This window comes from Tenacibaculum sp. AWR4_210 (genome assembly GCF_056160945.1).
In genome coordinates this window covers 1-24432 of the sequence record NZ_JBSWYF010000006.1, presented here as the reverse complement: position 1 = coordinate 24432, position 24432 = coordinate 1, and the positions used below count along the sequence as shown (strand labels likewise).

Annotated in this window: 22 protein-coding genes; 11 read left to right on the top strand and 11 right to left on the bottom strand. The window is 38.5% G+C overall.

Annotated features, from left to right (window positions below):
- Positions 1-13 precede the first annotated feature (13 nt).
- The gene (locus ACXAG7_RS12010; RefSeq protein WP_476666916.1) at positions 14-1657 is read right to left on the bottom strand and encodes a helix-turn-helix domain-containing protein; all 1644 of its coding nucleotides are present in this window, start codon (positions 1655-1657) and stop codon (positions 14-16) included.
- A 78-nt stretch (positions 1658-1735) separates the two neighbouring features.
- Here ACXAG7_RS12010 and ACXAG7_RS12005 point away from each other — a divergent pair, with 78 nt between their 5' ends.
- Genes ACXAG7_RS12005 through ACXAG7_RS11990 form a run of 4 tightly spaced genes read left to right on the top strand, consistent with a single transcriptional unit; the run spans position 1736 to position 6226 of the window.
- Positions 1736-2257: a class I SAM-dependent methyltransferase gene (locus tag ACXAG7_RS12005; protein ID WP_476666915.1), complete on the top strand. Its 522-nt coding sequence runs from the start codon at positions 1736-1738 to the stop codon at positions 2255-2257.
- A gap of 3 nt (positions 2258-2260) precedes the next feature.
- Positions 2261-3442, top strand: coding sequence for a glycosyltransferase family 4 protein (locus tag ACXAG7_RS12000; RefSeq protein WP_476666914.1), 1182 nt, complete (start codon positions 2261-2263; stop codon positions 3440-3442).
- Complete coding sequence (locus tag ACXAG7_RS11995) at positions 3439-4725, top strand: glycosyltransferase family 4 protein (protein WP_476666913.1); 1287 nt, start codon at positions 3439-3441, stop codon at positions 4723-4725. The genes ACXAG7_RS12000 and ACXAG7_RS11995 overlap by 4 nt, the downstream gene beginning before the upstream one ends.
- A gap of 10 nt (positions 4726-4735) precedes the next feature.
- Positions 4736-6226 carry a lipopolysaccharide biosynthesis protein gene (locus tag ACXAG7_RS11990; RefSeq protein WP_476666912.1) on the top strand — a complete coding sequence of 497 codons (1491 nt, stop codon included), beginning with the start codon at positions 4736-4738 and terminating at the stop codon, positions 6224-6226.
- Between the two features lie 145 nt (positions 6227-6371).
- Here ACXAG7_RS11990 and ACXAG7_RS11985 read toward each other — a convergent pair whose 3' ends face one another.
- The 7 genes from ACXAG7_RS11985 to ACXAG7_RS11955 form a co-directional block, all read right to left on the bottom strand.
- A complete protein-coding gene (locus tag ACXAG7_RS11985; protein WP_408043105.1) occupies positions 6372-6953 on the bottom strand; it encodes a Crp/Fnr family transcriptional regulator in 582 nt (193 codons plus the stop codon).
- A gap of 105 nt (positions 6954-7058) precedes the next feature.
- Positions 7059-7682 (bottom strand): WbqC family protein, encoded by a 624-nt coding sequence (locus ACXAG7_RS11980; protein WP_408043106.1) that lies wholly within the window; start codon positions 7680-7682, stop codon positions 7059-7061.
- Positions 7683-7684: 2 nt separating this feature from the next.
- On the bottom strand, positions 7685-9253 hold the full coding sequence (gene lepB, locus ACXAG7_RS11975) for a signal peptidase I (RefSeq protein WP_408043107.1): 1569 nt from the start codon (positions 9251-9253) through the stop codon (positions 7685-7687).
- 64 nt (positions 9254-9317) lie between these two features.
- A complete protein-coding gene (gene dapB, locus ACXAG7_RS11970) occupies positions 9318-10019 on the bottom strand; it encodes a 4-hydroxy-tetrahydrodipicolinate reductase (RefSeq protein WP_476666911.1) in 702 nt (233 codons plus the stop codon).
- A 1-nt stretch (position 10020) separates the two neighbouring features.
- Positions 10021-10593: a DUF5683 domain-containing protein gene (locus ACXAG7_RS11965; protein WP_408043109.1), complete on the bottom strand. Its 573-nt coding sequence runs from the start codon at positions 10591-10593 to the stop codon at positions 10021-10023.
- Entirely contained in the window at positions 10594-11481 is an 888-nt protein-coding gene (locus ACXAG7_RS11960; RefSeq protein ID WP_408043110.1) for a ParB/RepB/Spo0J family partition protein, read from the bottom strand.
- 7 nt (positions 11482-11488) lie between these two features.
- Positions 11489-12253, bottom strand: a complete 765-nt coding sequence (locus tag ACXAG7_RS11955; protein WP_408043111.1) for a ParA family protein — start codon at positions 12251-12253, stop codon at positions 11489-11491.
- A gap of 363 nt (positions 12254-12616) precedes the next feature.
- Between ACXAG7_RS11955 and ACXAG7_RS11950 the strand changes: the two genes are divergently transcribed.
- Together ACXAG7_RS11950 and ACXAG7_RS11945 are read left to right on the top strand one after the other, a co-directional pair.
- The gene (locus tag ACXAG7_RS11950; protein WP_476666910.1) at positions 12617-13327 is read left to right on the top strand and encodes a hypothetical protein; all 711 of its coding nucleotides are present in this window, start codon (positions 12617-12619) and stop codon (positions 13325-13327) included.
- A 7-nt stretch (positions 13328-13334) separates the two neighbouring features.
- Positions 13335-14705 carry a S8 family peptidase gene (locus ACXAG7_RS11945; RefSeq protein WP_476666909.1) on the top strand — a complete coding sequence of 457 codons (1371 nt, stop codon included), beginning with the start codon at positions 13335-13337 and terminating at the stop codon, positions 14703-14705.
- A 50-nt stretch (positions 14706-14755) separates the two neighbouring features.
- Here the strand turns inward: ACXAG7_RS11945 and dnaN are convergent, their stop codons facing one another.
- On the bottom strand, positions 14756-15874 hold the full coding sequence (gene dnaN, locus ACXAG7_RS11940) for a DNA polymerase III subunit beta (protein WP_408043114.1): 1119 nt from the start codon (positions 15872-15874) through the stop codon (positions 14756-14758).
- Between the two features lie 69 nt (positions 15875-15943).
- Positions 15944-16891: a lipid A deacylase LpxR family protein gene (locus ACXAG7_RS11935; protein WP_476666908.1), complete on the bottom strand. Its 948-nt coding sequence runs from the start codon at positions 16889-16891 to the stop codon at positions 15944-15946.
- A gap of 66 nt (positions 16892-16957) precedes the next feature.
- Between ACXAG7_RS11935 and ppk2 (ACXAG7_RS11930) the strand changes: the two genes are divergently transcribed.
- Positions 16958-17815, top strand: a complete 858-nt coding sequence (gene ppk2, locus ACXAG7_RS11930; RefSeq protein WP_476666907.1) for a polyphosphate kinase 2 — start codon at positions 16958-16960, stop codon at positions 17813-17815.
- Positions 17816-17817: 2 nt separating this feature from the next.
- Positions 17818-18600 (top strand): polyphosphate kinase 2, encoded by a 783-nt coding sequence (gene ppk2, locus ACXAG7_RS11925; protein WP_408043117.1) that lies wholly within the window; start codon positions 17818-17820, stop codon positions 18598-18600.
- On the opposite strand, the gene ACXAG7_RS11920 is transcribed toward ppk2 (ACXAG7_RS11925), so the two are convergent.
- On the bottom strand, positions 18597-19250 hold the full coding sequence (locus ACXAG7_RS11920) for a low molecular weight phosphatase family protein (RefSeq protein ID WP_408043118.1): 654 nt from the start codon (positions 19248-19250) through the stop codon (positions 18597-18599). The genes ppk2 (ACXAG7_RS11925) and ACXAG7_RS11920 overlap by 4 nt on opposite strands.
- An 82-nt stretch (positions 19251-19332) precedes the next feature.
- Here ACXAG7_RS11920 and ACXAG7_RS11915 point away from each other — a divergent pair, with 82 nt between their 5' ends.
- The 3 genes from ACXAG7_RS11915 to ACXAG7_RS11905 all read left to right on the top strand — a co-directional run.
- Entirely contained in the window at positions 19333-19878 is a 546-nt protein-coding gene (locus tag ACXAG7_RS11915; RefSeq protein WP_476666906.1) for a Smr/MutS family protein, read from the top strand.
- 14 nt (positions 19879-19892) lie between these two features.
- On the top strand, positions 19893-21020 hold the full coding sequence (locus ACXAG7_RS11910; protein WP_476666905.1) for a cysteine desulfurase family protein: 1128 nt from the start codon (positions 19893-19895) through the stop codon (positions 21018-21020).
- Between the two features lie 495 nt (positions 21021-21515).
- The coding region (locus ACXAG7_RS11905; protein ID WP_476666904.1) for a proprotein convertase P-domain-containing protein at positions 21516-24432 on the top strand (2917 nt) is incomplete at its 3' end.

Genomic DNA, 24432 nt, shown 5'->3' with positions numbered 1-24432 from the left:
AAGTAAAGGTCTTTTAATGGCTGTGACAGTTGTTTTTTTCTTGCAGTAAAGCCATGAACTGACTCGGACTTTGCCCCGTAGCTTTTTTAAAAGCTCTACTAAAAGCTGCAGCATTGCTATAGCCTGCCTTATGAGCTAGTTGACTCACAGTATAGGATGCTTTCGGATCAGCTTCTAACAAGGCAACAATATAGTTTATTTTCTGCAGTGTGAAATACGAAGTGAAGGATTGTTTTTTGTATTTGTTAAAAACAAAGGAAACATAAGTGGTATTGGTTTGAAGAGCTTCGGCGATAGCGCTAATATTGAAATTAGGAGCTAGAAAAGCGTGTTTTTCTTCAGCGTCATTAATTTTTTCGATGATCTGACGTTCTAACACCGGTGATATTTTGTAGTTGGTTTTTTCTTCTTGCTGTGCTGAAGGCTCACCTTGCAACGGTTGCATGGATGTTTCCAAACTCGCTGTTATCGCTGAGGGAGCTGGCTTTTGCGTTTGGTATAGGAGGTAAATACCGACGGCTGTGATACCTAATAACAATCCCCATAAGAGACTGTGAATGGTTTGGTTAAAGAGACCGTTATTTTCAATTTTTTTAGTGAGTATTTCTTGCGATTCGCGATTTGTCTTGTGAAGGTACAGTAAGGCTTGTTCCTTGTTTTGAGCGATGTTTAGGTACGCCTTTTTGGCGAGCTCCGAGTATTTGTACATACTGTCATTACTCCCTTTTAGGCTGTATTGACGCGCCAGTATTTGGTAGGTGGTTAGTTTTCTGTGTACCTGCATGTGCTCTGGAGTGCCTTTTAAAAACTTATAAGCGTAGTACAGGGTAGAGTCCCTATGTTCTGCTGTTTCGAAGAAATTGGCTTTTTCGAAATAGTACCGTATTTTATTCGCTTTATTTTCGGTGTGTTGTACTTCGTTAAGAAGGTTTATCGAGGATTGACAGTCTTTAAAACGCAAATAGAATTTTGCAGTGTTAATTTTTAAATCTCCGTAGTTTTCAGCATTGGTAGTGCAGCATTTGGGTAATGATGCGGCCGCTTTTTTTAGGTAGAAGGCTACAGAATCAATACTGGAAGTATCGTTGTTTTTAATGTGGCGTAAATCATAACACTTTGCAAGGCTACTGTAACTTCGGTATTGCAATGCCTGTAACTGGTGGGTTAGAAGTTTGTTGGAGCTTGCTACACTCAGGTGTTTGCGTAAGTTTTTACAAAGTGATTGGTTTTGACGAATGGCTTTTGTTAAGAAATCAAGTTGCCTGTATAATAAAATTTCATCCAGCTGGAAATGCAAAATATAAAGTTGCTGTTCAACGGTTGCGTTTTTTATAGTTTTGAATAGCTTTTTTCGCTGGCTCAAGTTCACTAATGCCTCTTTGTACAATGCTTGATTGTAAAATAAACAAAACTGCTTTTTTAGGTTTTGAAGCGTCTTGTCAGTAGGGGGGAGCTGCGTAGTACGCTCCAAAGCTAACGACGGAGCGCCTTGTTGTAACCTCACTTCTGGGGTGATAGAACCAGATTTTTGGGTACTCCTATAGGCTTCATTCTCCAAAATAGTGGCTGTTACAGAGGGAATTCCTTTGTTTTCGCAGGCTGGGGAAGAAGAATTACTTAGAAAAATACTTGCTATTAGAACAAATAGGTAGTTCATTATTACAAATTAAGTAATATTAATCCAAATAAGGAATATTTATTTTAGATTTGTCTACCTTATAAATTAGCGTCATTTATGTACGAAAAGTTACCAAAACGCAGGTATGAACAGACTTTAAAATTTCTTCAAAAAGAAGTTCCGCAACCAACAACGATATTGGATTTAGGAGTTCGCAATCCGTTTACGGAAATTATGGAGGAACACGGATATACAGTGTTTAATACGCAGGGAGAGGATTTGGATGTAGTGCCGGAAATAGTAAAAGAATACGATATCGAAGTAGTTACCGCATTTGAGATTTTTGAACACCTCTTAGCGCCATTTAATGTTTTACGAGAAATTCAAGCGAAGAAACTAATCGCCACGGTTCCATTAAAACTTTGGTTTGCGAATGCTTATCGAAGTAAAACAGATATGTGGGACAGACATTACCACGAGTTTGAAGATTGGCAGTTTGACTGGCTTTTGGAAAAGTCGGGATGGGATATACAAGCAAGAGAAAAATGGGTGCACCCGGTAAACAAGCTTGGAATTCGCCCGATATTGCGAAATTTTACACCGAGGTATTATGCGGTGAGTGCTCAGAAAATTGACTAGCTCATGAAAATAGGAATGATCCTCGATAATGTGTATCCACCAGATCCCCGAGTCGAAAATGAAGCTTTGGAGTTATTGAAAGAAGGCCACGAGGTGTATTTGTTTTGTTTGGGATATGGAACATTTGTAGCAGAAGAAGTCCACAAAGGAATACAAGTGCGACGCTATTCTTCGAATGTTTTGGAATACAAATTATCGGCATTGGCTTATACGTTGCCTTTGTACACATGGCTATTAGCTCGAAAAATAAAAGTTTTTGTTAAAGAAACTGGAGTTTCTGCACTTCATATTCACGATATGAGAGTGGCAGAGGCGACGTTTTTAGCAAATAAACGAACTGCCTTACCTACGGTTTTGGACCTGCATGAAAACCGTCCTGAAATCATGCGTTTTTACCCGCATTTACAAAAATGGTACGGGAAATTATTAATTTCGATCAATCGTTGGAAACGAAAAGAAGAGGAATTTGTGAGATTGGCAACGAATACCATTGTGGTTACAGAAGAGGCCAAAGAAGAACTCGTGAGTAGAACAGGAGTACCCGCTGAGCGTGTAAAGGTTGTGCCGAATACTGTGAGGAGGGCTTTTTTTGAAGATGAACAACAAGTCGAAATTGCACATGTTAAAGGGACTGATGAATTCACTGTTTTATATTTGGGTGACACTGGTAAACGAAGAGGATTGTTAACGGTGGTCGAAGCATTGGCGAGGATCCAACGGACGCATCCCGATATACATTTGGTGATCGTTGGTAAAACCAGTTCGTATTTGGAAAAGCGCATCGCAGAATTGAAGCTTTCCAATTCAATTAGTTTGATGGGATGGCAGCTAGATACCTGTTTTCCTAGTTATATAAAAATGGCAGATGTATGTATTTCTCCACTACACAGAAATATCCATCACGACACCACCTATGCCAATAAGGTATTTCAATACATGAGCATGGGAAAACCCGTACTGGTGAGCGATGCCATTGCCCAGGAACGAATCGTAAAAATGGCTGGTGGCGGCTTGGTACATAGGGCAGAAGATGTTGGCGATTTTACGGATAAATTGCTTACCTTGTATCGTGAAAAATCGCTTAGAAAAGAGTTGGGAAGTAGTGGTAAATCTTTTGTTAAAGAACAGTTTACCTGGGATAAAACTTCTGAAGAATTAAAAAATATATACAGAGAATTAGCTTGAAAGTACTTATAGTTACCTATTATTGGCCTCCAGCCGGCGGACCTGGCGTGCAAAGGTGGTTGAAATTTGTAAAATACCTTAGAGATTTTGGTATCGAACCCGTTGTGTTTACGGCAGAAAACCCGAGTTATCCTATTTTGGATGCCTCGTTGAGTGTAGATGTTCCGGAGGGAATAGAAGTACTTAAATGCCCCATTTTTGAACCTAACGGAATACTGTCCAAACTCAAAAAGGACAACGGTCAAAAGAGTATGGGGTTCTTAAATCCCAATCCAGGACCTGTCGATAAATTGCTCAGGTATATCCGTGCCAATTATTTTATTCCAGATGCCAGAAAATTTTGGATAAAGCCAGCTGTTAAAATGTTGAAGGAATACCTCAAAGAGCATCCAGTCGATGTTTTGATAACTACAGGACCTCCCTACAGTGTCCATTTGATAGGACAACAGGTAAAGGAAGCGATCCATTGTAAATGGATAGCGGATTTTAGAGATCCTTGGACCAGTGTTGATTATTTTCACTTATTACCCCTTACTAAAGCTTCTTTGGCGAAACACGAAGCACTGGAGCAAGCGGTAGTGCGTTCGGCAGATGCCGTATTGATGGTGAGTGAGCACGCAAAGAAAAAATACGAAAAAGAAGCGAAGTTTATTGATTATATCACCAATGGCTTTGATGTAGATACTGTATTGGAGCACAGTGACGTGACTTTAGATACTAAGTTTACAATTACCCATATTGGTATGATGAATTCAGAGCGAAATCCATCAATTTTATGGGAAGTCCTCGCAGAGCTCTCTGACGAAATAGACGGTTTTAAAGAGGATATGATATTGAGGTTTGTCGGGAAAATCGATACGACGATAGAACGTGAAATTCAAGATCTTGGGATCCAAAACTTGGAGCAAATTAGTTATGTGCCCCACCATGAAGCAAAATTATATCAGCGTCAAACTCAGGTACTGCTCATCGTTGTCAACGACTATCCGAGCGCGAAAGAAATGATTCCTGGAAAGACTTTTGAATACCTACAGGCGAGGCGTCCAGTAATTGGTATGGCTCCCGAAGATGGTGATTTGGCGCGTGTGATTAAGTCGACCAATGCAGGGGAGGTATTTGATTATAGCAATAAAAAGGCATTAAAACGCTTTGTAGCCAGCTTGTATCAGCGGTTTAAAGAAGAAGGTATTCCAGCCTTGCAAAATGATATAAGTAAGTACCACAGAAGGAATTTAACAGGCGATTTGAGTGCGTTCATTCAAAAAGTAATTCAAAAACATTAACAGCAGGAAAGTGGGAATCATATTTAGACAATCATTCCGAAATACTCTTATTATTTATTTAGGATTCTTGATAGGAGGAATTAATACGATATTTTTATATACTCGATTTTTAAAAGATGAATATTACGGTCTTGTGGCTTACGTATTGTCTTCGTCGAACTTAATAATGCCACTAACGGCATTTGGTATTCACTTTACGATAGTAAAGTTCTATTCATCGTATCAAGAGCGTGACCAACGGGATAAATTTTTGAGTTCAGTGATGGTCTTACCAATGGTTATAGCACTGGTCATCGGAACCTTTTGGAGCCATTTTCACGAATGGATCATGCATTTCGTATCAGAGGAGAATAGAATAGTTGAGAATTATACAATTTACATCTATATCGTTGCAGTGAGCTGTGCGTATTTTGAGGTCTTCTATTCATGGGCCAAGGTACAAATGCAATCTGTTTTCGGAAATATGCTGAAAGAGCTGTACAACCGAGCAGCTGTCATGGTGTTGTTATTCGCCGTATTTTTTGAATGGATAGGAAAAGAAGATTTTATTCGTGTATTAGCCTACGCCTACGTGCTTAGAACGGTGTTGATGATGGGCTATGCCTTACGTTTATATCGACCTAAATTGTATTGGAATCTTCCGGATAATTATCGAGAAGTACTCAAGTATACCTTTTATATTATTCTGGCAGGGAGCGCAAGTGCTATTATTTTAGACATTGATAAGTTTATGATTGCTGGTAAAGATACCTTTAACAAAGCAGCATATTACAGTGTAGCGGTATTTATAGGGTCTTTTATAGAGGCTCCGAGTAGAGCAATGACTCAAATTTTACAGCCCTTAACATCAAAGTCACTGAATAATAATGAAGATGAAGAAGTTCGCAATTTATATGTAAAGAGTTCGATTAATCTCTTGTTGATAGGAGGGCTCTTTTTTATTTTGGTGAATTGCAATGTTACAGAACTCTTTAAAATAATGCCTGCTGGTTATGCCGGTGGGGAATGGGTGGTACTGATGATTTCCGGGGCTAAATTATTTAATATGTCGCTAGGGAATAATGGAGCCATTATTAATAATTCAAAGTTTTACAGAATTACCTTGTTTACAGGATCTGCCATGGCTTTACTCGTTTGGTATTTGAACAAGTATTTCTATTATACGCTCGACTTCGAAACGGAAGGCTTGGCACTTTCTACCTTGATGGCTTTTTTGATTTTCGGGGTCTTTAAAGTGTGGTATGTACGTCGCAAGTTGAATTTGTATCCCTATACCAAACAAACAATAGTGATGGTGTTGATCATAGCACCACTGTATTTTTTGTTTAACAGTTGGAATTTTGATCTCCCTGGAGTAAGCATTTACGGAGTGTCTATTGCTCCTGTGTTTAACATCGCGCTGAAATCCCTTATCATAGTACCGATCTATGTGTTGGTCGTTTTTAAATTAAAAGTGTCTGTGCAGTTTAATGCTTTGATAAGCAAACTGTTGAAAGTATAAAATAAAAAAGGTTTGTGCATAGTGACAAACCTTTTTTAGTTAAGGGGAAACTAAATTTAAGGGATGGGGAATCCCAATTAAATATTTTAGACGAGACAAATATATGCTTATTAGTTATAGCCTATATTTACATATGTTAATAATTTTACGTGGAATATAATTTCTTTCGAATCCTACTTAATTGCACCGGAGTTATGTTTAAAAATGACGCAATATGATATTGAGGGATGAGGTTATTGATTTCAGGAATCTCTGTTTTTAATTTGAGATAACGCTCTGTGGCGCTCAATAGGGCAAGCTCATCTACTCTTTTTTCAGTTCTTATAAAAAGACTTTCCAATACCCTGTTGTAGAATAACGCGAGTTCATGATTGGTCTTGGTCAATTCGATAAAGGCTTGAAAGTTCCCTACAAAAAACTCGCAAGGAGTTAAACAGTCATAAGTCGCATTAGAATCGTTTTTTTGAATTAAAGCAGAGAGTGATCCAAAAGTACTCAAAGTGGTGTAGAGGGTACGGATATGCTCTTTTTCCTCGTTGTTTTTAATAAAGCTTCTGGCAACACCACTTTTAAGGATATAAAAATTTTGTGGTTTTTGACCTTGTTTTAAAACGACCTTACCTTTGGCAAAGGATTTTAAACTTACAATTTCGTTGAATTGTTCAATGGATTCATCAGAGATATTCGGCATAAAATACCTCATGAATTGTTCTATAATGTTGTGCATAAGTTACTTATTAATGTACAGTTCACTTCTAAGAACAGTTGCTCTTGCACCAACCGTTTTCAGTGAGTAAACTTCAAAAAAATACATTGGGGGACAAATAAGTGTCTAGTCCAAAACTAGTGAAATTTTCTCTAAATAACTAATACTATTGGCACCTTCCATAAAAAGTAAATCGAGCATTGAAAGGTTGGGTATAAAGCCGTGTTTGTCATCAAACATTTGCACGTAACTGTCCATAGTAATGGCCACGCCATTTTTAGCTATGGCAAGATTTCGGTAATCTGCTTGAGTGGGAGTGAGCTCGTACTCGGTCGTTTTCGCAAATTGTGAATCCAGTTCCAGTGCATCGGTAATAAACAGATGGGTGTCAATATTGACGTCCTGTAAAAACTTGTAAGGCTTCGAAAATATTTTCTGTAAATCTTCCTCGAAAAACTCAAAAAAAGGAGAGGAACGATAGGCAGATTGTAGTGATTTAAAGTGTTGTTGTTGCCACGGAAAATCGTTTTCTACAAGCGTGTCCTTTGTTTTCTTTCTTCCCGCAGAAGCTAGATGCTTTACGGGAATACTCAATGCTAGTTTACCATTTGCACCGTAAATAGCACAGCGGTTTCTATAGGTCTGCTTCTGGAAGTTGTCTTCCATCTCAAAAGAAATTGCCTCCTTAGCTTGATACATTGCTGCATACTGAGCAATGGGAGCAAAATAGGTTGGAATGTATAGCGCCATGGTTATTTTTTCTTTTTATTATTGTAAACGGTATAGGCGATATAGCCTCCTAATAATAAAACAACCAACCATAAATACGATACGGGTTTACCACTACCTCCTACGGTTGTAAACATGCGATCCCAACGAATTGATCCCGTTTGTTTGTCATAGCTAAACCAAATCATTACTGGTTTACCTACTACGTGATCGAAAGGCACATATCCCCAGTTTCTAGCATCTAATGAGTTTTGACGGTTATCCCCCATCATCCAGTAATAATCTTGCTTAAATGTATAACTAGTCGCTTTTTTACCGTTGATATAAATATCGTTTCCGAAAATGGTTAAATCATTATTCTCGTATCTTCTTATAATCTGCTCGTAAAATGGAATACTGTTCTCATCTAAAGCGACAGTAACTCCTTTTTTAGGAATGTAAATGGGGCCGTAGTTGTCTTGAGACCAAGCGTATTTCGGATTGTGTGGGAAAAAGCTCTTATTGTAATACCCTTTAGGTTGAATTTGCTTGGTTACCTTTTTTACTATAGGATTTTTAGCTATTCGAGCAGCTTCTTCGTCTGTTAAATTCAGTAAATACTTACCGTTTCGCGTTCCGAATTCACGGATATTGTAGCGCTTTGCTGCACCAGGACCAAAGTTCTGACCATCGGTGTCTACTTCAAAAATCCATTGTGGTTTTGCGCGATCTGGTAATTGATTTTTCTTTCCGTTGATGTATACATAGCCACCTCTAACTTCAAGACTATCACCAGGAACACCTACACAGCGCTTGACGTAATTGGTGCGTTTGTCAACAGGTTTAAAGGTTTGTTTACCTGAAGTATCTCCCCACATAGTTTTGGTGGTGTCTGCAGGCCAGTTGAATACGACAATATCATTGCGTTTAATAGACTGAACTCCAGGTAAGCGCAAATAGGGTAAACTCAATTTGTTTTTCCAACTGTTGCTGTGCTCTGGATTGTCGTCTGATAAGAATGACTTTACTTTTAGTACGGGTACTGTATCGTGCGCCATAGGAGTAGAAATTGCAGTCATTGGCAATCGTGCTCCATAGTGGAATTTACTTACAAAAAGGTAATCACCTACGTAGAGAGATTTCTCTAATGAAGAGGTAGGGATGGTGTAAGGCTGCATAAAATACGTGTGTACTAGTGTCGCTGCAATAATGGCGAATGCAATAGAACTCAGCCACTCATCAACTCCTGATGGTGGTTTGATATCTCTGTTTTGGCGGTAGGTTAACTTTTCGAAATAATTGATGTAGTAAATGTAGAAACCTAAGGTGAAAATCGCCAGTAAGGTGTCTTTACCCTTATTAAATCCAAAACTTCTGCAAGTTTCAACCCATATAATTGGGAACATTAATAAGTTAACAATCGGAACAAAAAATAAGAAAATCCACCAAACAGATTTTTTTCTATTGATGATTTTCATCAAAACAACCGCATTGTAAATAGGCACTGCAGCTTCCCATGCTTGTCGTCCAGCAGCTTTGTAAAGTTTCCAAGTTCCTAAAAAGTGTATGACTTGGATGATCAGTATGAATATGAATAATTCAGAAAAATTCATGATTTATTTTTTTTGTAAAAGTCTTCGTTTGTTAGTGAGCTTCCGAGGGGTATTGTTACCTTTTTTAACCTAGGTTTAACACATCTTTCATTGAGTACACCCCTTCTTTATCAACCAACCATTCAGCGGCTACAACAGCTCCTAAGGCAAATCCTTGACGGTTGTGTGCCGTGTGGTTAATAGCGATACTATCAATAGTGGAATCGTAATTTACGGTATGTGTTCCTGGTACATCAGGGGTTCTTATGGCTTTGATAGGGATGGAAGTACCACTAGGAGTTCCATCGAGTTCCCATTCTTGTTTAGAACTCTGGTCAATAATACCTTCTGCGAGCGTAATTGCTGTACCGCTTGGAGCATCGAGTTTTTTCGTATGGTGGATTTCTTCAATAGCCACATTGTACTCATTGAGTTGCTCCATCATTTTTGCCAATTGTTTGTTTAGCTCAAAAAATATATTAACCCCTAAACTGAAATTAGAAGCATAAATAAAGGCTCCTTTTTGGGCTTCACACAGGGCAACAATATCGTTATAACGCTCGAGCCAACCTGTGGTTCCAGAAACAACAGGGACACCATTTTCTAGGCAATTAGCAATGTTGTCATAAGCTGCATTGGGCAAACTAAAGTCGATGGCAACGTCGGCATCATTGATGTTATAGGATTCTTTTCCCGCGTATTTAATCACGATTTCGTGACCGCGTTGTAAAGCAATTTTCTCTATTTCTTTACCCATTCTTCCGTATCCAAGTAAAGCTATTTTCATTTTAAAAAGAATATTTTAAGGTTAATCCAACCTTTGGTGCTTCGATGAGCATTGGATCCGTGGCCAAACTAGGTCTGACAGATAAATTATCACTGGTATCAAATTGTAAGAGGTGTGCATTGACACTGGCCTCAACAATTTGAAGTACGTACAGTAGTACTCCTGTTAAGAGTGATAAATCACGATTTTTTCGCAATACTTTTTGAGCGTTTTCTAAACCTGCGGTTGAAATATTGGGATTTCCATTTAATCCGTTAAATTCGTCAGGCAATCCTTGTTGTCTGAGTCGAAAAGCGGTTCTAAACCTATCGTATTCATTACTGTTGTCTAAGTAGTAATAAACACTTGCACCGATAGCTGCCCATACTATGGGAGCTTTCCAGTACTTTTTGTTATAGATTTGTCCTCCTCCAGGAAAAATTGCTGAATAAAAAGCAGCTTTGGAGGGAGATAATGGGTTGTAAACGGGGGCGATTTGGCTTTGTTGAACTTTTACATCAACACCGTTTTGCCCTACTAGTTGTTGCAAAGACAGGCAACAACCAATGATAAATATGAATGATTTAAATGACAATTATTGTAAAAGGTTTTTAATACGATTAAAATCTTCTTCAGAGTTAAAAGCGATAGAAATCTTACCCTTACCTTTACTGTTAACCGTTACGTTTACTTTGCTTCCGATAACAGTCGTCATTTCTTTTGCTCCTTCTGAAATGTATTTAGGGAGCGCTTTTTTCTTAGCAGCTTTGGCGATAGTGCCAGCTTTTAAATTTTTCACTAACTCCTCAGTTTGACGCACAGACAACTTATCACGAAGTATTTTTTCGTAAATAGTAAGCTGATCTGTTGTACTATCCACATTGATGAGTGCTCTTCCGTGTCCCATAGAAATGAAACCGTCTCGCATACCTGTTTGGATAATAGGATCTAATTTAAGCAAACGGAGGTAATTGGTAACGGTTGAACGTTTTTTTCCTACACGCGTACTTAGTTCTTCTTGAGTTAGTTGAATTTCGTCAATTAAACGTTGATAAGACAATGCTACTTCAATTGGATCGAGATTTTTACGCTGGATGTTTTCTACCAACGCCATCTCTAGCATTTCTTGGTCGTTTGCTAAACGAATATAAGCGGGAATGGTTTTATTTCCGATGAGTTTTGATGCGCGAAATCTGCGTTCACCAGAAACTAATTGGAATTTGTTCCCCGTTGTTTTTCTTACAGTAATGGGTTGGATAACACCGAGTTCTCGAATAGAGCTCGCTAATTCACGTAAGGCCTCTTCATCAAAATAAGTTCTCGGCTGGAATGGGTTAACATCAATTGAATTAATATCAATTTCAATAATATTTCCCACCAACTTATCGGCATTTTTGTCAGCTGCTGAGCTAACGTCAGCAGTTTCTTTTAAAAGTGCAGATAATCCTCTACCTAGAGCTTGTTTTTTTGTCGCTTTTGCCATTACTGTGTTATCCGTTTTTATTTAAGATTTCGTTCGCCAAATTTAAGTAATTTACCGCACCTTTACTCGTCGCATCGTAAGAAATTATACTTTCTCCATAACTGGGGGCTTCACTTAAGCGAATATTTCGGTGAACTACGGTTTCAAATACCATAGAACTGAAGTGTTTGCGCACTTCTTCAACTACTTGATTTGAGAGGCGTAATCGAGCGTCAAACATGGTGAGTAGTAGTCCTTCAATATCTAAACTAGGATTGTGAATTTGTTGTACACTTTTAATGGTGTTTAACAATTTTCCGAGCCCTTCCAAAGCAAAGTATTCACATTGGATAGGAATGATAACTGAATCAGCGGCAACCAAAGAGTTTAAGGTAATCAACCCTAGTGAAGGAGCACAGTCGATGAGTATGTAGTCGTAATCGTCTTTGATACTCGCCATGGCTTTGTTTAACATGTACTCGCGTTCTGCCTTGTCTACCAATTCTATTTCAATAGCGACAAGGTCAATATGTGCCGGAATAAGGTCAACATTGGGAGAATCGGTTTGTAGTACAGCGTCTTTTGGATTTACAGTATGTTCTAATACCTGATAAGTTCCCACTTCAATACTTTCTACATCTAAACCAAGTCCAGAAGTAGCATTCGCCTGGGGATCAGCATCTATTAATAATACTTTTTTTTCTAAAACTCCTAGAGCCGCAGCTAAGTTGACAGTAGTTGTTGTTTTACCAACTCCACCTTTCTGATTTGCAATTGCAATAATTCTACCCATGGTATTTCGTCTAGTTTAAGAGAGGTAAATTTACAATTATTTATGGTTTTTAAAAGCGAAAGATGTTAACATTAGTTAACTATCTGTTTTACAGGTTGTTCTGTTGTTTTTTGCTGGTGCTCTCCCCTTTACTTAAGAGGAATTTCCTATGTTTTTTTTCGAGTTATTTTCCTGATTTTATACCGTTTTATTCATGGGAATCCCCGCTGTTTCTCGGCCTAAATTTGCATCGACAGCTTTGATTACTAGTTGGTAAGTTGTTAGTGAAGCGATCTGATCAGTCGCGATGAATATTGTTAAAATTTAGTAAAAACGCGGAAGCCGAAAAGCGTATGAGTAGGCGAATTTTAAATTAATCAAACCATGAATAATACAAATCTATTGAAAATGACTTTCCTCATCTTGTTAACTGTAATGACTCCATTGTTTACCTCGTGTAGCGATGAAAAATTAGAGACACCGAAAGAGGATCCTGTGAAGGAAGAACTCGGTAAATACACGAAGCAAATTTTAGTGTACGATGCAACTAAAAGTAATTCTATTGAGTTACTCGTTGGTTCTGATGATCCTTCAGTGTTAAAGTTGTGGAATAGTAGCAGTTTTAGTTTAGAGAAAAAGGAAAAAGGCCAGAAATTGGCAACCATGAATTGGGAGCTATTTCAAAACCAATCGAAAACGAGTGATAGTGACGATGATGAGATGGTAGCTGCAGAAATAGCCTATACCGTAATTGCTAAACACTATGAAAATCCAACCGATGTATTTGTGCTTGTCGAAAATCCGCCGTACCAAGCTGCTTCGAGAGGGTGGTTGTATTCTACGTTTTACAGTCATGCCATAGAAGACCAAACGGTTACTGTGAATGTGTATGGAAGAAATTTTTGGAAAAAAGGATTTTACAGTGTGAGTTATAAAAAGAATAGTGGATCGTCTTGGAGTAGCATTGTTGGTGAGTGGACGCGCATTAAAAACAACGAAGAGAAAAATTACACTAGAACTCCTTGTTATGTGATGAAGGCAAGAAGAAAGTACAAAGGAACTAATAATTCGGTGGTGATCGAATTCGAATACTAAGAGTGACGTGTTGTTAAGGAAGTTGTACAAGCAGGCAAGATATTATTGCCTGCTTTGTGTGGTATATGGATTTGTAATTACTGCCAATGGACAAAATTACGAACAGATTCAATGGAGGGAAGCTGTTGCTGTTTTAAAGAATGTTCGATTGGATACGGCAACTCCAGTTATTGCTGTGATAGATGAGGCCGTAAACTGGTCTGTAGTTCCTAAGCGTTTATTTTGGGAGAATTCCAGAGAAATCCCAGATAGCGGTTTGGATGATGATGGGAATGGTTATGTCGATGATGTGCGAGGTTGGGATTTTTATCACAATGATTCTGATATCACGAATGATGGATTAGGGAGTTGGCATGGAACACCGGTTTATAGTATGCTCACAGAAATGCTATATGATGAATTGCAGTTGGATTTTAAGTTTTTGGGAATTGAAGGCGGGCATTCGATAACCGAAATTAAACGTTCTTTGGAGTACGTGATTGCATTAAAACGCTTGTTTGTAATCAGTAAAGGAGCTGCTGGAGCTAACATCTTGGTGCTGAATTGTTCGTGGGGAAAAGAAGGTTTGTGGGCTGAAGATTTTCCGGAGTGGTGTGCGCTTTACAATACGTTGCAGGCTTTGGGGGTACTGGTGGTAGGAGCGGTACCAAATGCCGAGGTCAATGTGAGTGAAGTAGGAGATATGCCTACGTTGTGCTCGGCTAAAAATTACCTTGCAGTAACAAATGAAAATGAAAACGGTTACTTGGAAACGGCGGCTTACAGTGTTCTAGATGTTGATATAGCAGCTCCAGGAGCTGGTTCTGTAACCCTGCTAAACAGTGGTAAAAGAGGGGTTTTTGATGGGACTTCTGCTGCGACACCCTATGTGAGTGCAGTTTGTTTTGCTATTTATGTTTACAGTCAGCAATTTTTAACCAATGAAAGTGGTAGCATGCCTAGTTCAGAGTGGCCTCTTTTGGTGAGCGATTTTGTGGAAAGAGGAGCGTTTCGAAAGTTGAGTTTACAAGATAAGGTTAAGGGAGGGAGAAGTTTAAACGCGCTGGGAGCTGTCCGATGCATGCTCGAACATTTCATGAAGTCAGAGTTGCTATCTGGTACCCGCAAAGAAGTGGAATTGAAATCATACTATCCGAACCCAGTACGAAAGGACTTGGTGTTTCGTTTAACTTCGGGAGAAGCTTGTCAAATAAGGGTAGTAGTTTATGGAATGTCTGGAGCAACTATTTATAGTGAAAATGAAAATGTTCGGTTAGGGGTAAATGATTTAAGTATAGACTTTGAGGAATTGGAAGTGGAGCGAGGGGTGTATTTGTTGACTATAGAAGTTCCTGGAGGAAAGGTGCTTCGTGCCAAAATAGCTTATCTAGGGAAATAAAAAAAACTCTAAGCCTAAGCTTAGAGTTTTGTATGATGTGTAAAAGGTTGTTAGTTGTTGAGCATAACTGGCATTACCAGCATCGTCACTAATTCTCCTTCTTCTGTTCCGTCAATAGGGGTAAGGATTCCAGCTCTATTTGGTAAACTCATCTCGATAAGTACATCGTTTGAGTTTAAGTTGTTTAACATTTCACTTAAGAAACGAGAGTTAAATCCAATTTGCATATCATCACCTTGATAGTCACATGACAAGCGTTCATCAGCCTTGTTAGCGTAATCGATATCTTCAGCAGAAATGTTTAATTCAGTTCCAGCCATTTTCAATCGAATTTGGTGAGTAGTTTTACTAGAGAAAATAGAAACTCTTCGAACTGAGTTTAAGAAAGTAGCTCTGTCAACAGTAAGTTTATTTGGGTTTTCTTTTGGAATTACCGCTTCGTAGTTCGGGTATTTACCGTCAATTAAACGACAAATAAGTACGACGTTGTCAAAAGTAAATTTGGCATTGGTGTCGTTGTACTCTATAGTTACAGAGTCTTCTGATCCTCCTAAAATACCTTTTAATAAGTTTAAAGGTTTTTTAGGCATGATAAACTCAGCTGTTTTATCAGCGGTAACGTCTGTTCTTGTATACTTTACTAATTTGTGAGCATCCGTAGCAACAAAAGTAAGTTCTTTTGAATTAAACTGGAAGAATACTCCACTCATTACTGGTCGTAAATCATCATTACCGGCAGCGAAAATCGTTTTGGTAATGGCAGTAGCTAAAATATGTGATGGGATTTCAGTACTGCTAGGTGATGGTAACTCCACAGCTTTAGGGAATTCGTCCCCGTTAAAATAAGCCATGTCGTACTTTCCTTGCTCAGAGATGATTTCAATCGTGCTATCTCCTTCAGTTTTAAAAGTTAAAGGTTGGTCAGGGAAAGTTTTTAATGTATCCAGTAACAATCGAGCATTAATAGCGATGGCACCTGTGTCAGTACTTTCAACCTCTACCACAGCACTCATGGTGGTTTCTAAATCTGAAGATGATATCTTTAATTCATTTTCAGCTAATTCAAATAAGAAGTTGTCCAGAATAGGCAGCGTATTGTTGCTGTTTATCACTCCTCCTAAAACTTGTAATTGTTTTAACAATTGAGAGCTAGATACGATAAATTTCATTGATTAAATTTCTAATGATTAGACCTACAAATATATTTTAATTTGATGATATTTAAAATTTATTTTTCATTAATTCCACAAGTATCGTAATGTAATGTTTCCGTAGAAGTTAGATTCCGGAACTCGGACACTTTGTAGTTTTTTACTGTGGTAAAAGATACTGTAACCAAAGTTGAAACGATTACTGGTGAACATAATTCCCAACTCAGCGTTGAAAACAAGCGGGTTTATTGGAAATGTAATAGGGTTGTCAGTTCTGAAAATACTACCTTCGATGGTGGCGTCGTGAAATACGTATTGGACGCTGGGTTTGAATACGAGGAAAAACTCAGATTTGTTTTGAGAAATCTCAGCATTGCCGTTAAGATTACTGCCAAAGGCCAAACTGTTGGTGCTCGATTGAAGTGTGTAGAATCCCCATCGACTGAGAACCCCAGTAGAAATATCAGTAAAAACAGTTCCAAGGCTTCCTGAATTTAACCAGTGAATATCCAATTTGTTGTTGATGCTAGTCCAAAGCGGACGGGTGTATTGAGCTTTGATATTGATGGCGAAGGCATTTTTTATTTGATATTGCCATCCGGTCGCTTTTCTAAATCCGTAAATATCATGGATAAAGTCTTGTAGCTCTCTTCCCATAGCAGCAGGCCCAATGATACCCAATTCAGCGTCAACAGCGAGCGTTTTTCCCTGTTTAAAATAATGAGCAATACCGCCGCTCAAATACAAATAGCTGGCAAAAGGGCGGTCGTGAAGTTCCGGAGAACTCACGGTGGCCTTAAATGGTGTATACATTTTATGTCCGAGACGAAATTGGTATATTTTTTTTGCACTAATTTGAGTACTGTCGGCCAAATAACGATAACCAAAGGTCATCCCGTTGGTATAATACCTATCCTGACTTGTTGAAATATAGAGATCGTTGTCGTTTGAGAAACTGAACTCGTGGTCGTAGGCTCGTTGCGAATGAGCTATAGAAAAGCTAAGAAGTAATAAAAATGTTGTAATTCTTTTCATAGTCGCAAATATCCTCTTATTTTAGCAATACTACAGAAAGAATTTTAAAATTATTGCAACGCAGCTATGTCGGAACACAACAAATTGACCATTCAGGATTTTCAAAGTGTGACCTCTAAGGAGCAACTTCGCGATTTGATTCATGAAAAGGGGATCGATATCGATAAGGTTGAAGTGAAAATTAATTACGAACGGGAATTAAAAAAACTCCAAATTGAATTGGTGAAACTTCAGCAGTGGGTAGCTAAAAATAATAAGCGAGTAGCAGTCATTTTTGAAGGTAGAGATGCCGCGGGAAAAGGTGGAAGCATACGTCGTTTTATGGAGCATTTGAATCCGCGTTCCACACGGCTCGTAGCGCTGAACAAACCGACAGAAGTTGAAAAAGGGCAATGGTATTTTCAACGTTATATAAAAGAATTACCGAACCCCGGTGAAATTGTCTTTTTCGATAGGAGTTGGTACAACCGTGCAGTCGTAGAGCCAGTAATGGGGTTTTGCTCAGAAAATCAGTATAAAGAATTTCTGGTTCAGGTTCCCGAGTTTGAGCATATGCTGTACGAAGACGGTGTGATCATTATCAAATTTTGGTTATCCATTTCTAAAAGCGAACAATTGAGGCGTTTTAATTCGAGAAACAACAACCCCTTAAAGCGATGGAAGTTTAGTCCTGTAGATAAAAGAGGTCAGGAATTGTGGGATAAATACACCTACTATAAAGATGAGATGTTTAGTAAAACCCATACCACCTATAGCCCGTGGATTGTGGTAAAAACGAATAATAAAAAAGAAGCACGTGTAGAGTGTATTCGATATGTGTTGTCGCAGTTTGATTATGAGGGGAAAGAGCTAGCGCAAACGAAGCTAAATCCGGATCCCAATATAGTAATGCGTTATTACAGATCAGTAAGTCAATTAGATTAATTATGGAGAAGTTAACTCAGAAAGACGTAAATAAATTAAATTCTGCTAGAGGGTTTAAGGCATTGTTATCAAGCGAACAATACAATCTTGAAAAGGCGTTGCGCTATGTCAATTACGAACGCAAATTGAAGAAACTTCAAGTCGAGCTAATACGATTGCAAACTTGGGCCATAGAGCAAGATGAACGCATCATTATTTTGTTTGAAGGTAGGGATGCTGCTGGTAAGGGGGGCGCTATTCGAAGAATTACAGAGCGTATTAACCCGCGTCATATGAGGATTGTGGCACTGCCAAAACCAAACGAAGATGAAAAAACGCAATGGTATTTTCAGCGCTATGTAGAACAGTTTCCGAAAGCTGGTGAAATGGTTTTTTTTGACAGAAGTTGGTATAACCGAGCTGTAGTGGAACCGGTAAACGGATTTTGTACACAGGAAGAGTACGAGGTCTTTATGAATCAGGTAAACGATTTTGAACGGATGATACTCGAATCTGGGATTCGTTTGGTGAAAATTTACATGTCGATTACTAAAAAAGAACAGGCAAAGCGTTTTATGGATATTAAAAATAATCCTCTGAAACAATGGAAAATGACTCCTGTAGATGAGCGAGCACAAGAATTGTGGGATGATTATACTAGCTACAAGCGAACCATGTTTTCTAAAACGAATACCCTTATTTCACCCTGGAAAGTGATTCGAGCAAACCGTAAAACAATGGCCAGAGTTAATGTAATCAATCACATACTAAAGAGCATTCCGTACGATAAGAATACGCCTGTTTAAGCTTCTTGACTTGCTTGAATAAGTTGCTTTTTAACTTCTTCGAATAGAATGTAGAGCTCTCCAGCTATTTGGTTGCAGCACGCTAAATATACTTCCTTTGTGTCGTCGTTGTCATCCGAACGTTTGGGGTCTTCAAAGCCCAAGTGAAAGCGTTCGAGTGCATCGGGAATAAATGGACAGTTTTCGTCGGCACTGTCACAGGTGGTGATCGCTATATACGGATAGGTATTATGAGGATCGTCAAATGTTTTTGAAAATCCAGTAAGCGGTTGCTCTGCGCCTTCAAAACTTATGAGGTATCTAGGATTTTGGTGTGAGAAATTTTCTACGTGAAATTCAAATCCTGACTGTTGTAACGCTCGAACCGTATTTCTGTGAAATGCGGTAGCTTCTGTACCTCCCGAAAGTGATTGTATATTGGGGATATCAAAATAGTGAACAGCATAAAAAGCCCATACCTGAGCAAATTGACTTCTCCTAGAATTGTGTGTGCAGATAAAATTTAGATTTAATTTTTCTCTATCTAGATATTCGTCAGTAATAGCATCTGCGATTTCAAATAAAAGTTGTTCACGTGTTTCACTTAGTGTTAAGCTTCTCTTGGCTTCTTCGAAGAAAATTTTTGTACTCGTGTTTTTAGTGTTAATCATTTATTTGCTGTTCTTTTGTATTTTAAAATTATCTGCAAAAATAATTTGTTAAGCGAGTTAATAAATTAAATAATAGTTAAGTATGTGTTTTGAAATTGGTAATAAAGTAGCAGTTATTGATGATGTTATCAAAGGTGTTGTTATTGAGGTAGATGGGGCAGAAGTAGTCGTCAGAGATGAAGACGGGATGGTGTATCGATTTGATGCAAAAGAATTGGTGAGGTTACATGTTGAGCAGCGAGAGTTAAGCAGGTATAGTGATATCAATAATTCTATGTTACGACAAAAAACTTCAGAACCGGTGAGGAAAAAGAGTGGTTTTGTGAAAACGAAAAATGAAGTAATTCTTGAAGTTGATCTGCATATAGAGAAATTGGTAAAATCGACAAAGGGAATGGATACTTATGATATCTTGAGTTATCAATTGGAGGTTGCTAGACGGAAAGTTGAATATTGTATTCAGAAAAAGATTTCTAAAATTGTCTTTATTCACGGAGTAGGTGAAGGGGTGTTGAAATCTGAATTAAATTATCTGTTAAATCGGTATCCAGTGAAGTATTATGATGCTTCCTATAAAAAATACGGATTGGGGGCAACTGAAGTTTATGTGTATCAAAATTCTAATTAGTTTATCTTTGTTCCATGAAAAGAATTTATCTGGATAATGCCGCTACGACACCTATGTTACCAGAGGTGGTAGAATGTATGGCGGAGTCGATGCTGCAAAATTTTGGAAACCCTTCCTCTACACATCAATTTGGGAGAACAGCGAAGTCTGCTGTTGAAACAACACGAAAACAAATAGCGAAGTATTTTAATGTACATTCTAGCGAAATAGTGTTTACTTCCGGAGGAACAGAAGGTGATAATATAGTGCTTCAAAATGCAGTCATAAACCTGGGGGTTACTAGAATTGTGACTACAAAACTGGAACATCATGCGGTATTGCATACCGTAGATTTTTTGGAAGAAAAATACGGAGTCGAAGTAGTTTATTTAGAGGTCGACCAAAAGGGATGTTATCAAATAGAGGCATTAGAAGAGGTTTTAAATGCCAGTGACAAAAAAACCTTGGTGACTTTAATGTGGGTGAATAATGAGCTCGGAAATATTGCACCGGTAAAAGAGATTGCTGAGGTTTGTCAGCGACATGCGGCGCTATTTCATTCAGATTCTGTGCAGGCAATAGGTCACGTTCCCATAGATTTACAGGAAGTTAAGGTTGATTTTATGGTAGCGAGTGCACATAAATTTCACGGTCCAAAAGGGGTTGGCTTTTTATATGTAAGAAAAGGGCATGTGGTAAAACCGATGTTGCATGGTGGTGATCAAGAACGAGGAGTTCGCTCAAGTACTGAAAATGTACACGGTATTATTGGTATGGGAAGAGCTCTTGAGATTTCTCTAAATGTATTGAATGAAGAAATGGCTCGTTTGAATGAATTAAAAAGTTATTTTATTTCAAGCCTTAAAACTAAAGTTCCTGGAGTATTGTTTAACGGTGAGTCTGAGAATTTACGCAACAGTAGTCCTACCATTGTAAGTGTTCGTTTTCCTCTTGAAAATCCGATGATGTTGTTTAATTTAGATATTAAAGGCATAGCTGTTTCAGGAGGTAGTGCATGTCAAAGTGGAAGTTCCAAAGGATCTCACGTGTTACAAGCTTGTTTGCCAGATGTGGAAGCAGCCAAAACATCGATAAGGTTTTCGTTTAGTAAACTGACAACAAAAGACGATGTTGAAACGGCTTTAGAGGCTGTTGTAGGATAAAAAATACTTTTTTTTGATTTAATTGATGTTTAAGCCCTTTTTGAAGGGCTTTTCTTATGATGTGTTTAGCAGAAATAGAACTGTTGTAAAAAGGCTTTTTAAATGTTTATTTCTTATAGCTCTATGTTATGGTTTTTTATTTTCGTATTTATTTTTCTTATAATTAATAAAAGGGACTTCAAAACTGAGTAAAAAAAATGTAACTATAAGTATCAATTTAGAATAAAATTAATTTATATTTGCCACGTTTATTAGATGTCCCCCCAAATTATAATTATCGTTAGCACGGTTAATTAAAATTTTGGGGGGACATTTTTTTAAATCCCTCCCATATAATTTTTTGATAATCAGATAAATGCCCGATTTGTTTTGGGTGTAATGTACCTTTATAAATTATTCTATATGGTGAAGTATTACTCTTTTGTTTCAACAGAGTGGCTTAAGTCAAGGGAGATACTAAAAAACAACTTTTTCAGCTCATTGAGAATTTTGTTAATGTTAGTTGTTCTTATTTTTTCTACCCGTGGGGTGGCACAAACTACTTGTGTGTCCGAAACATGGAATGGAAATGCTTTTTTTAGTAATAGTACTGGGATTTCGAGGGTTGTAAATATTTCAGCTACACGCCCAATCACTGACGTTAACGTGACCGTGGATATAGACCATAATTATGTCGCGGATGTCGAAATTTCGTTAATTAGTCCAAATGGTACAACAATAGATTTGTCAAGTAGTAATGGTGGGGCCGGTGATAATTATCAAAATACTGTTTTTGATGATGCTGCAGCTACAGCTATTACGTCAGGTTCAGCTCCGTTTATAGGTTCCTACCGACCAGAAGTCGCTTTAAGCGCTTTTAATGGAGAGAACCCTAATGGAAACTGGACATTGGTAGTGACAGATAATTATGCGATTGCTGATAATGGAAGATTGAGGAGTTTTACTGTACAAGTTTGTTATTTAGATCCTTGTGGCGCAGGTGCTACTGCAGGAGTAGTGACAGCTAATGATCCGGATGCAGATGGAATTAATAATGTTTGTGACGCAGATGATGATAATGATGGAATTTTAGATGTCGACGAAATGGGAACCTGCGCCAGTAATTCTACATTGAACTGGGATGCAAATTATATTGAAGGTGGAGCAGGGAGTGTAACACTAGGTCAAGACCCTGTGATAACCAACCCGAACTTAACTATCAATGGTACAGGAGTAACGTTGTCGAGAAGTTCAAATGTGGTAGGTACTCAAGAGTATAGAATTAATGACTATGGTACTACGGCATCCTCCTATACTTTGTATCAAAAGGCTGAAAATAATGGAGAATCAATCCATGTATTTGACTTCAACCAGCCAGTATATAATCTAGGTTTTACCATTTATGATGTCGATAGAGGAACAGGAGCTACATCGTTTAGAGATGAGGTAGAGTTGATTATTACAAGAACTGATGGAACTTTACATACACTAACTTCGGCTGAGTACGATGCAGATAATCAAGCTGTAGTAGGGAATGCTTTTAGAGGAACTAATGCCAGTACCGATAGGAATGTTGTTATTTTGGGGATTCAGGCGTGGATTAGTAAATTAGAAATTCGATATAAAAACTTAACGGGGTCACCATCATCGACACAGTTTCAGATGACGGCACTTGGGAATTTTACTTTCTGTAATACCCCTAGAGATACAGATGGAGATGGTACTCCTGATTATTTAGATACCGATTCTGATAATGATGGATGTTTTGATGCACTGGAAGCGGCAGGGAGTTATAATTACACCCAGCTTACTAATGGTGCGTTTTCAGGAGGAGTGACGAGTAACGGAGTGCCTTCAACTGTGGGATCGGGAGGTCAGGCCATCACTGCGGCAGTGACAGATGCTTCTGATAGTACCGTTTGTTGTTCTGTAGCGGTATCTGGATTTCCAGATAATGATTCTGATAATATCGCAGATACTTGTGATTTGGATGATGATAATGATGGGATTTTGGATACTGTTGAAAATAACTGTCCTGGTTTTGTGTCATATGAGTTTTTTGATGTAGTACCATCTGGATTTACGGTAGATAATATACCTACTACAGGAGCAACGGCAACAGGAAGGGTTACGAGCTTTTCAACGGGAGCTTTAATGTCGAGTGTTTCAGGTACTCCAGAAACTTTTAGCGTTCGTTATAAAAGTTTAATAACAATTGCTACACCAGGGACTTATACCTTTTTCACTTATTCTGATGATGGTTCTAAATTATTAATAGATGGGGTTGAGGTGGTTAATAATGACGGATTGCATCCTGGACGCGAAAGAAGTGGGACGATTTCTTTAAGTGCAGGAACGCATTATCTGGAAGTAACATTTTTTGAGAATACAGGATTTGAAAGTTTAAATGTTCAGTACCAAGGACCTTCAATAGCCAAGCAAGATGTTCCTTTTTCAATTTTGTCATGTTTGGTAGATACGGATAAAGATGGTACGCCTGATTATTGGGATACAGATTCAGATAATGATAATTGTACTGATGCTAACGAATCAGGAGGTGTAGATAGTGATAATAATGGTACTTTAGATGGTACTGGAGTTGGTCCTACAGGGCTAGTATTAGGAGGGTCAGGAGGATATAATGGATTAACAGGAGCAGAAAAGGCTAGTGATGTCATAAACTCTGTAGTCATTAGCCCCAAACCGGTGAATACCTGTGTAGGAGAAAATGTCGTGTTAACGGCTACGGCTGCTGGGATTCGTGTTACTGACTTCGGAAATACTGGAGCTACTTCTGATGATACCACAATAGCTATTCCTACAGGAGATTATGTGTATCGCTGGTATCTCGGAACGAGTACAACTCCATTAACAAATACAGGACCTTATTCAGGAGCCACCACAGCATCTTTGACGATTACAAATGTTCCTATTGGGTTTAACGGAAATACGTATAGAGTAGAGGTAACTACCAATAATAATTCTTGTCCAGAACAAGATTCGGTATCCATTGCAGTTGGTGTTGCACCAAATGCCGGAACTAACGGAACACTCACCATCTGTGCAGGAAGCACGGTAACATCAGCACAGTTATTTGCAGCCTTAGGCGGAAGTCCAGCTACAGGCGGAACTTGGTCACCAGCATTAGCAGGCGCAAATACCTATACGTATACAGTAGCCGCAACGGCACCATGTACCACAGCAGCAACGGCTCAGGTAGTGGTAAACGAGCAGGCTTTACCAAATGCGGGAACTAACGGAACACTCACCATCTGTGCAGGAAGCACGGTAACATCAGGGCAGTTATTTGCAGCCTTAGGCGGAAGCCCTGCTACCGGCGGAACTTGGTCACCAGCATTAGCAGGCGCAAATACCTATACGTATACAGTAGCAGCAACCGCACCATGTACCACAGCAGCAACGGCTCAGGTAG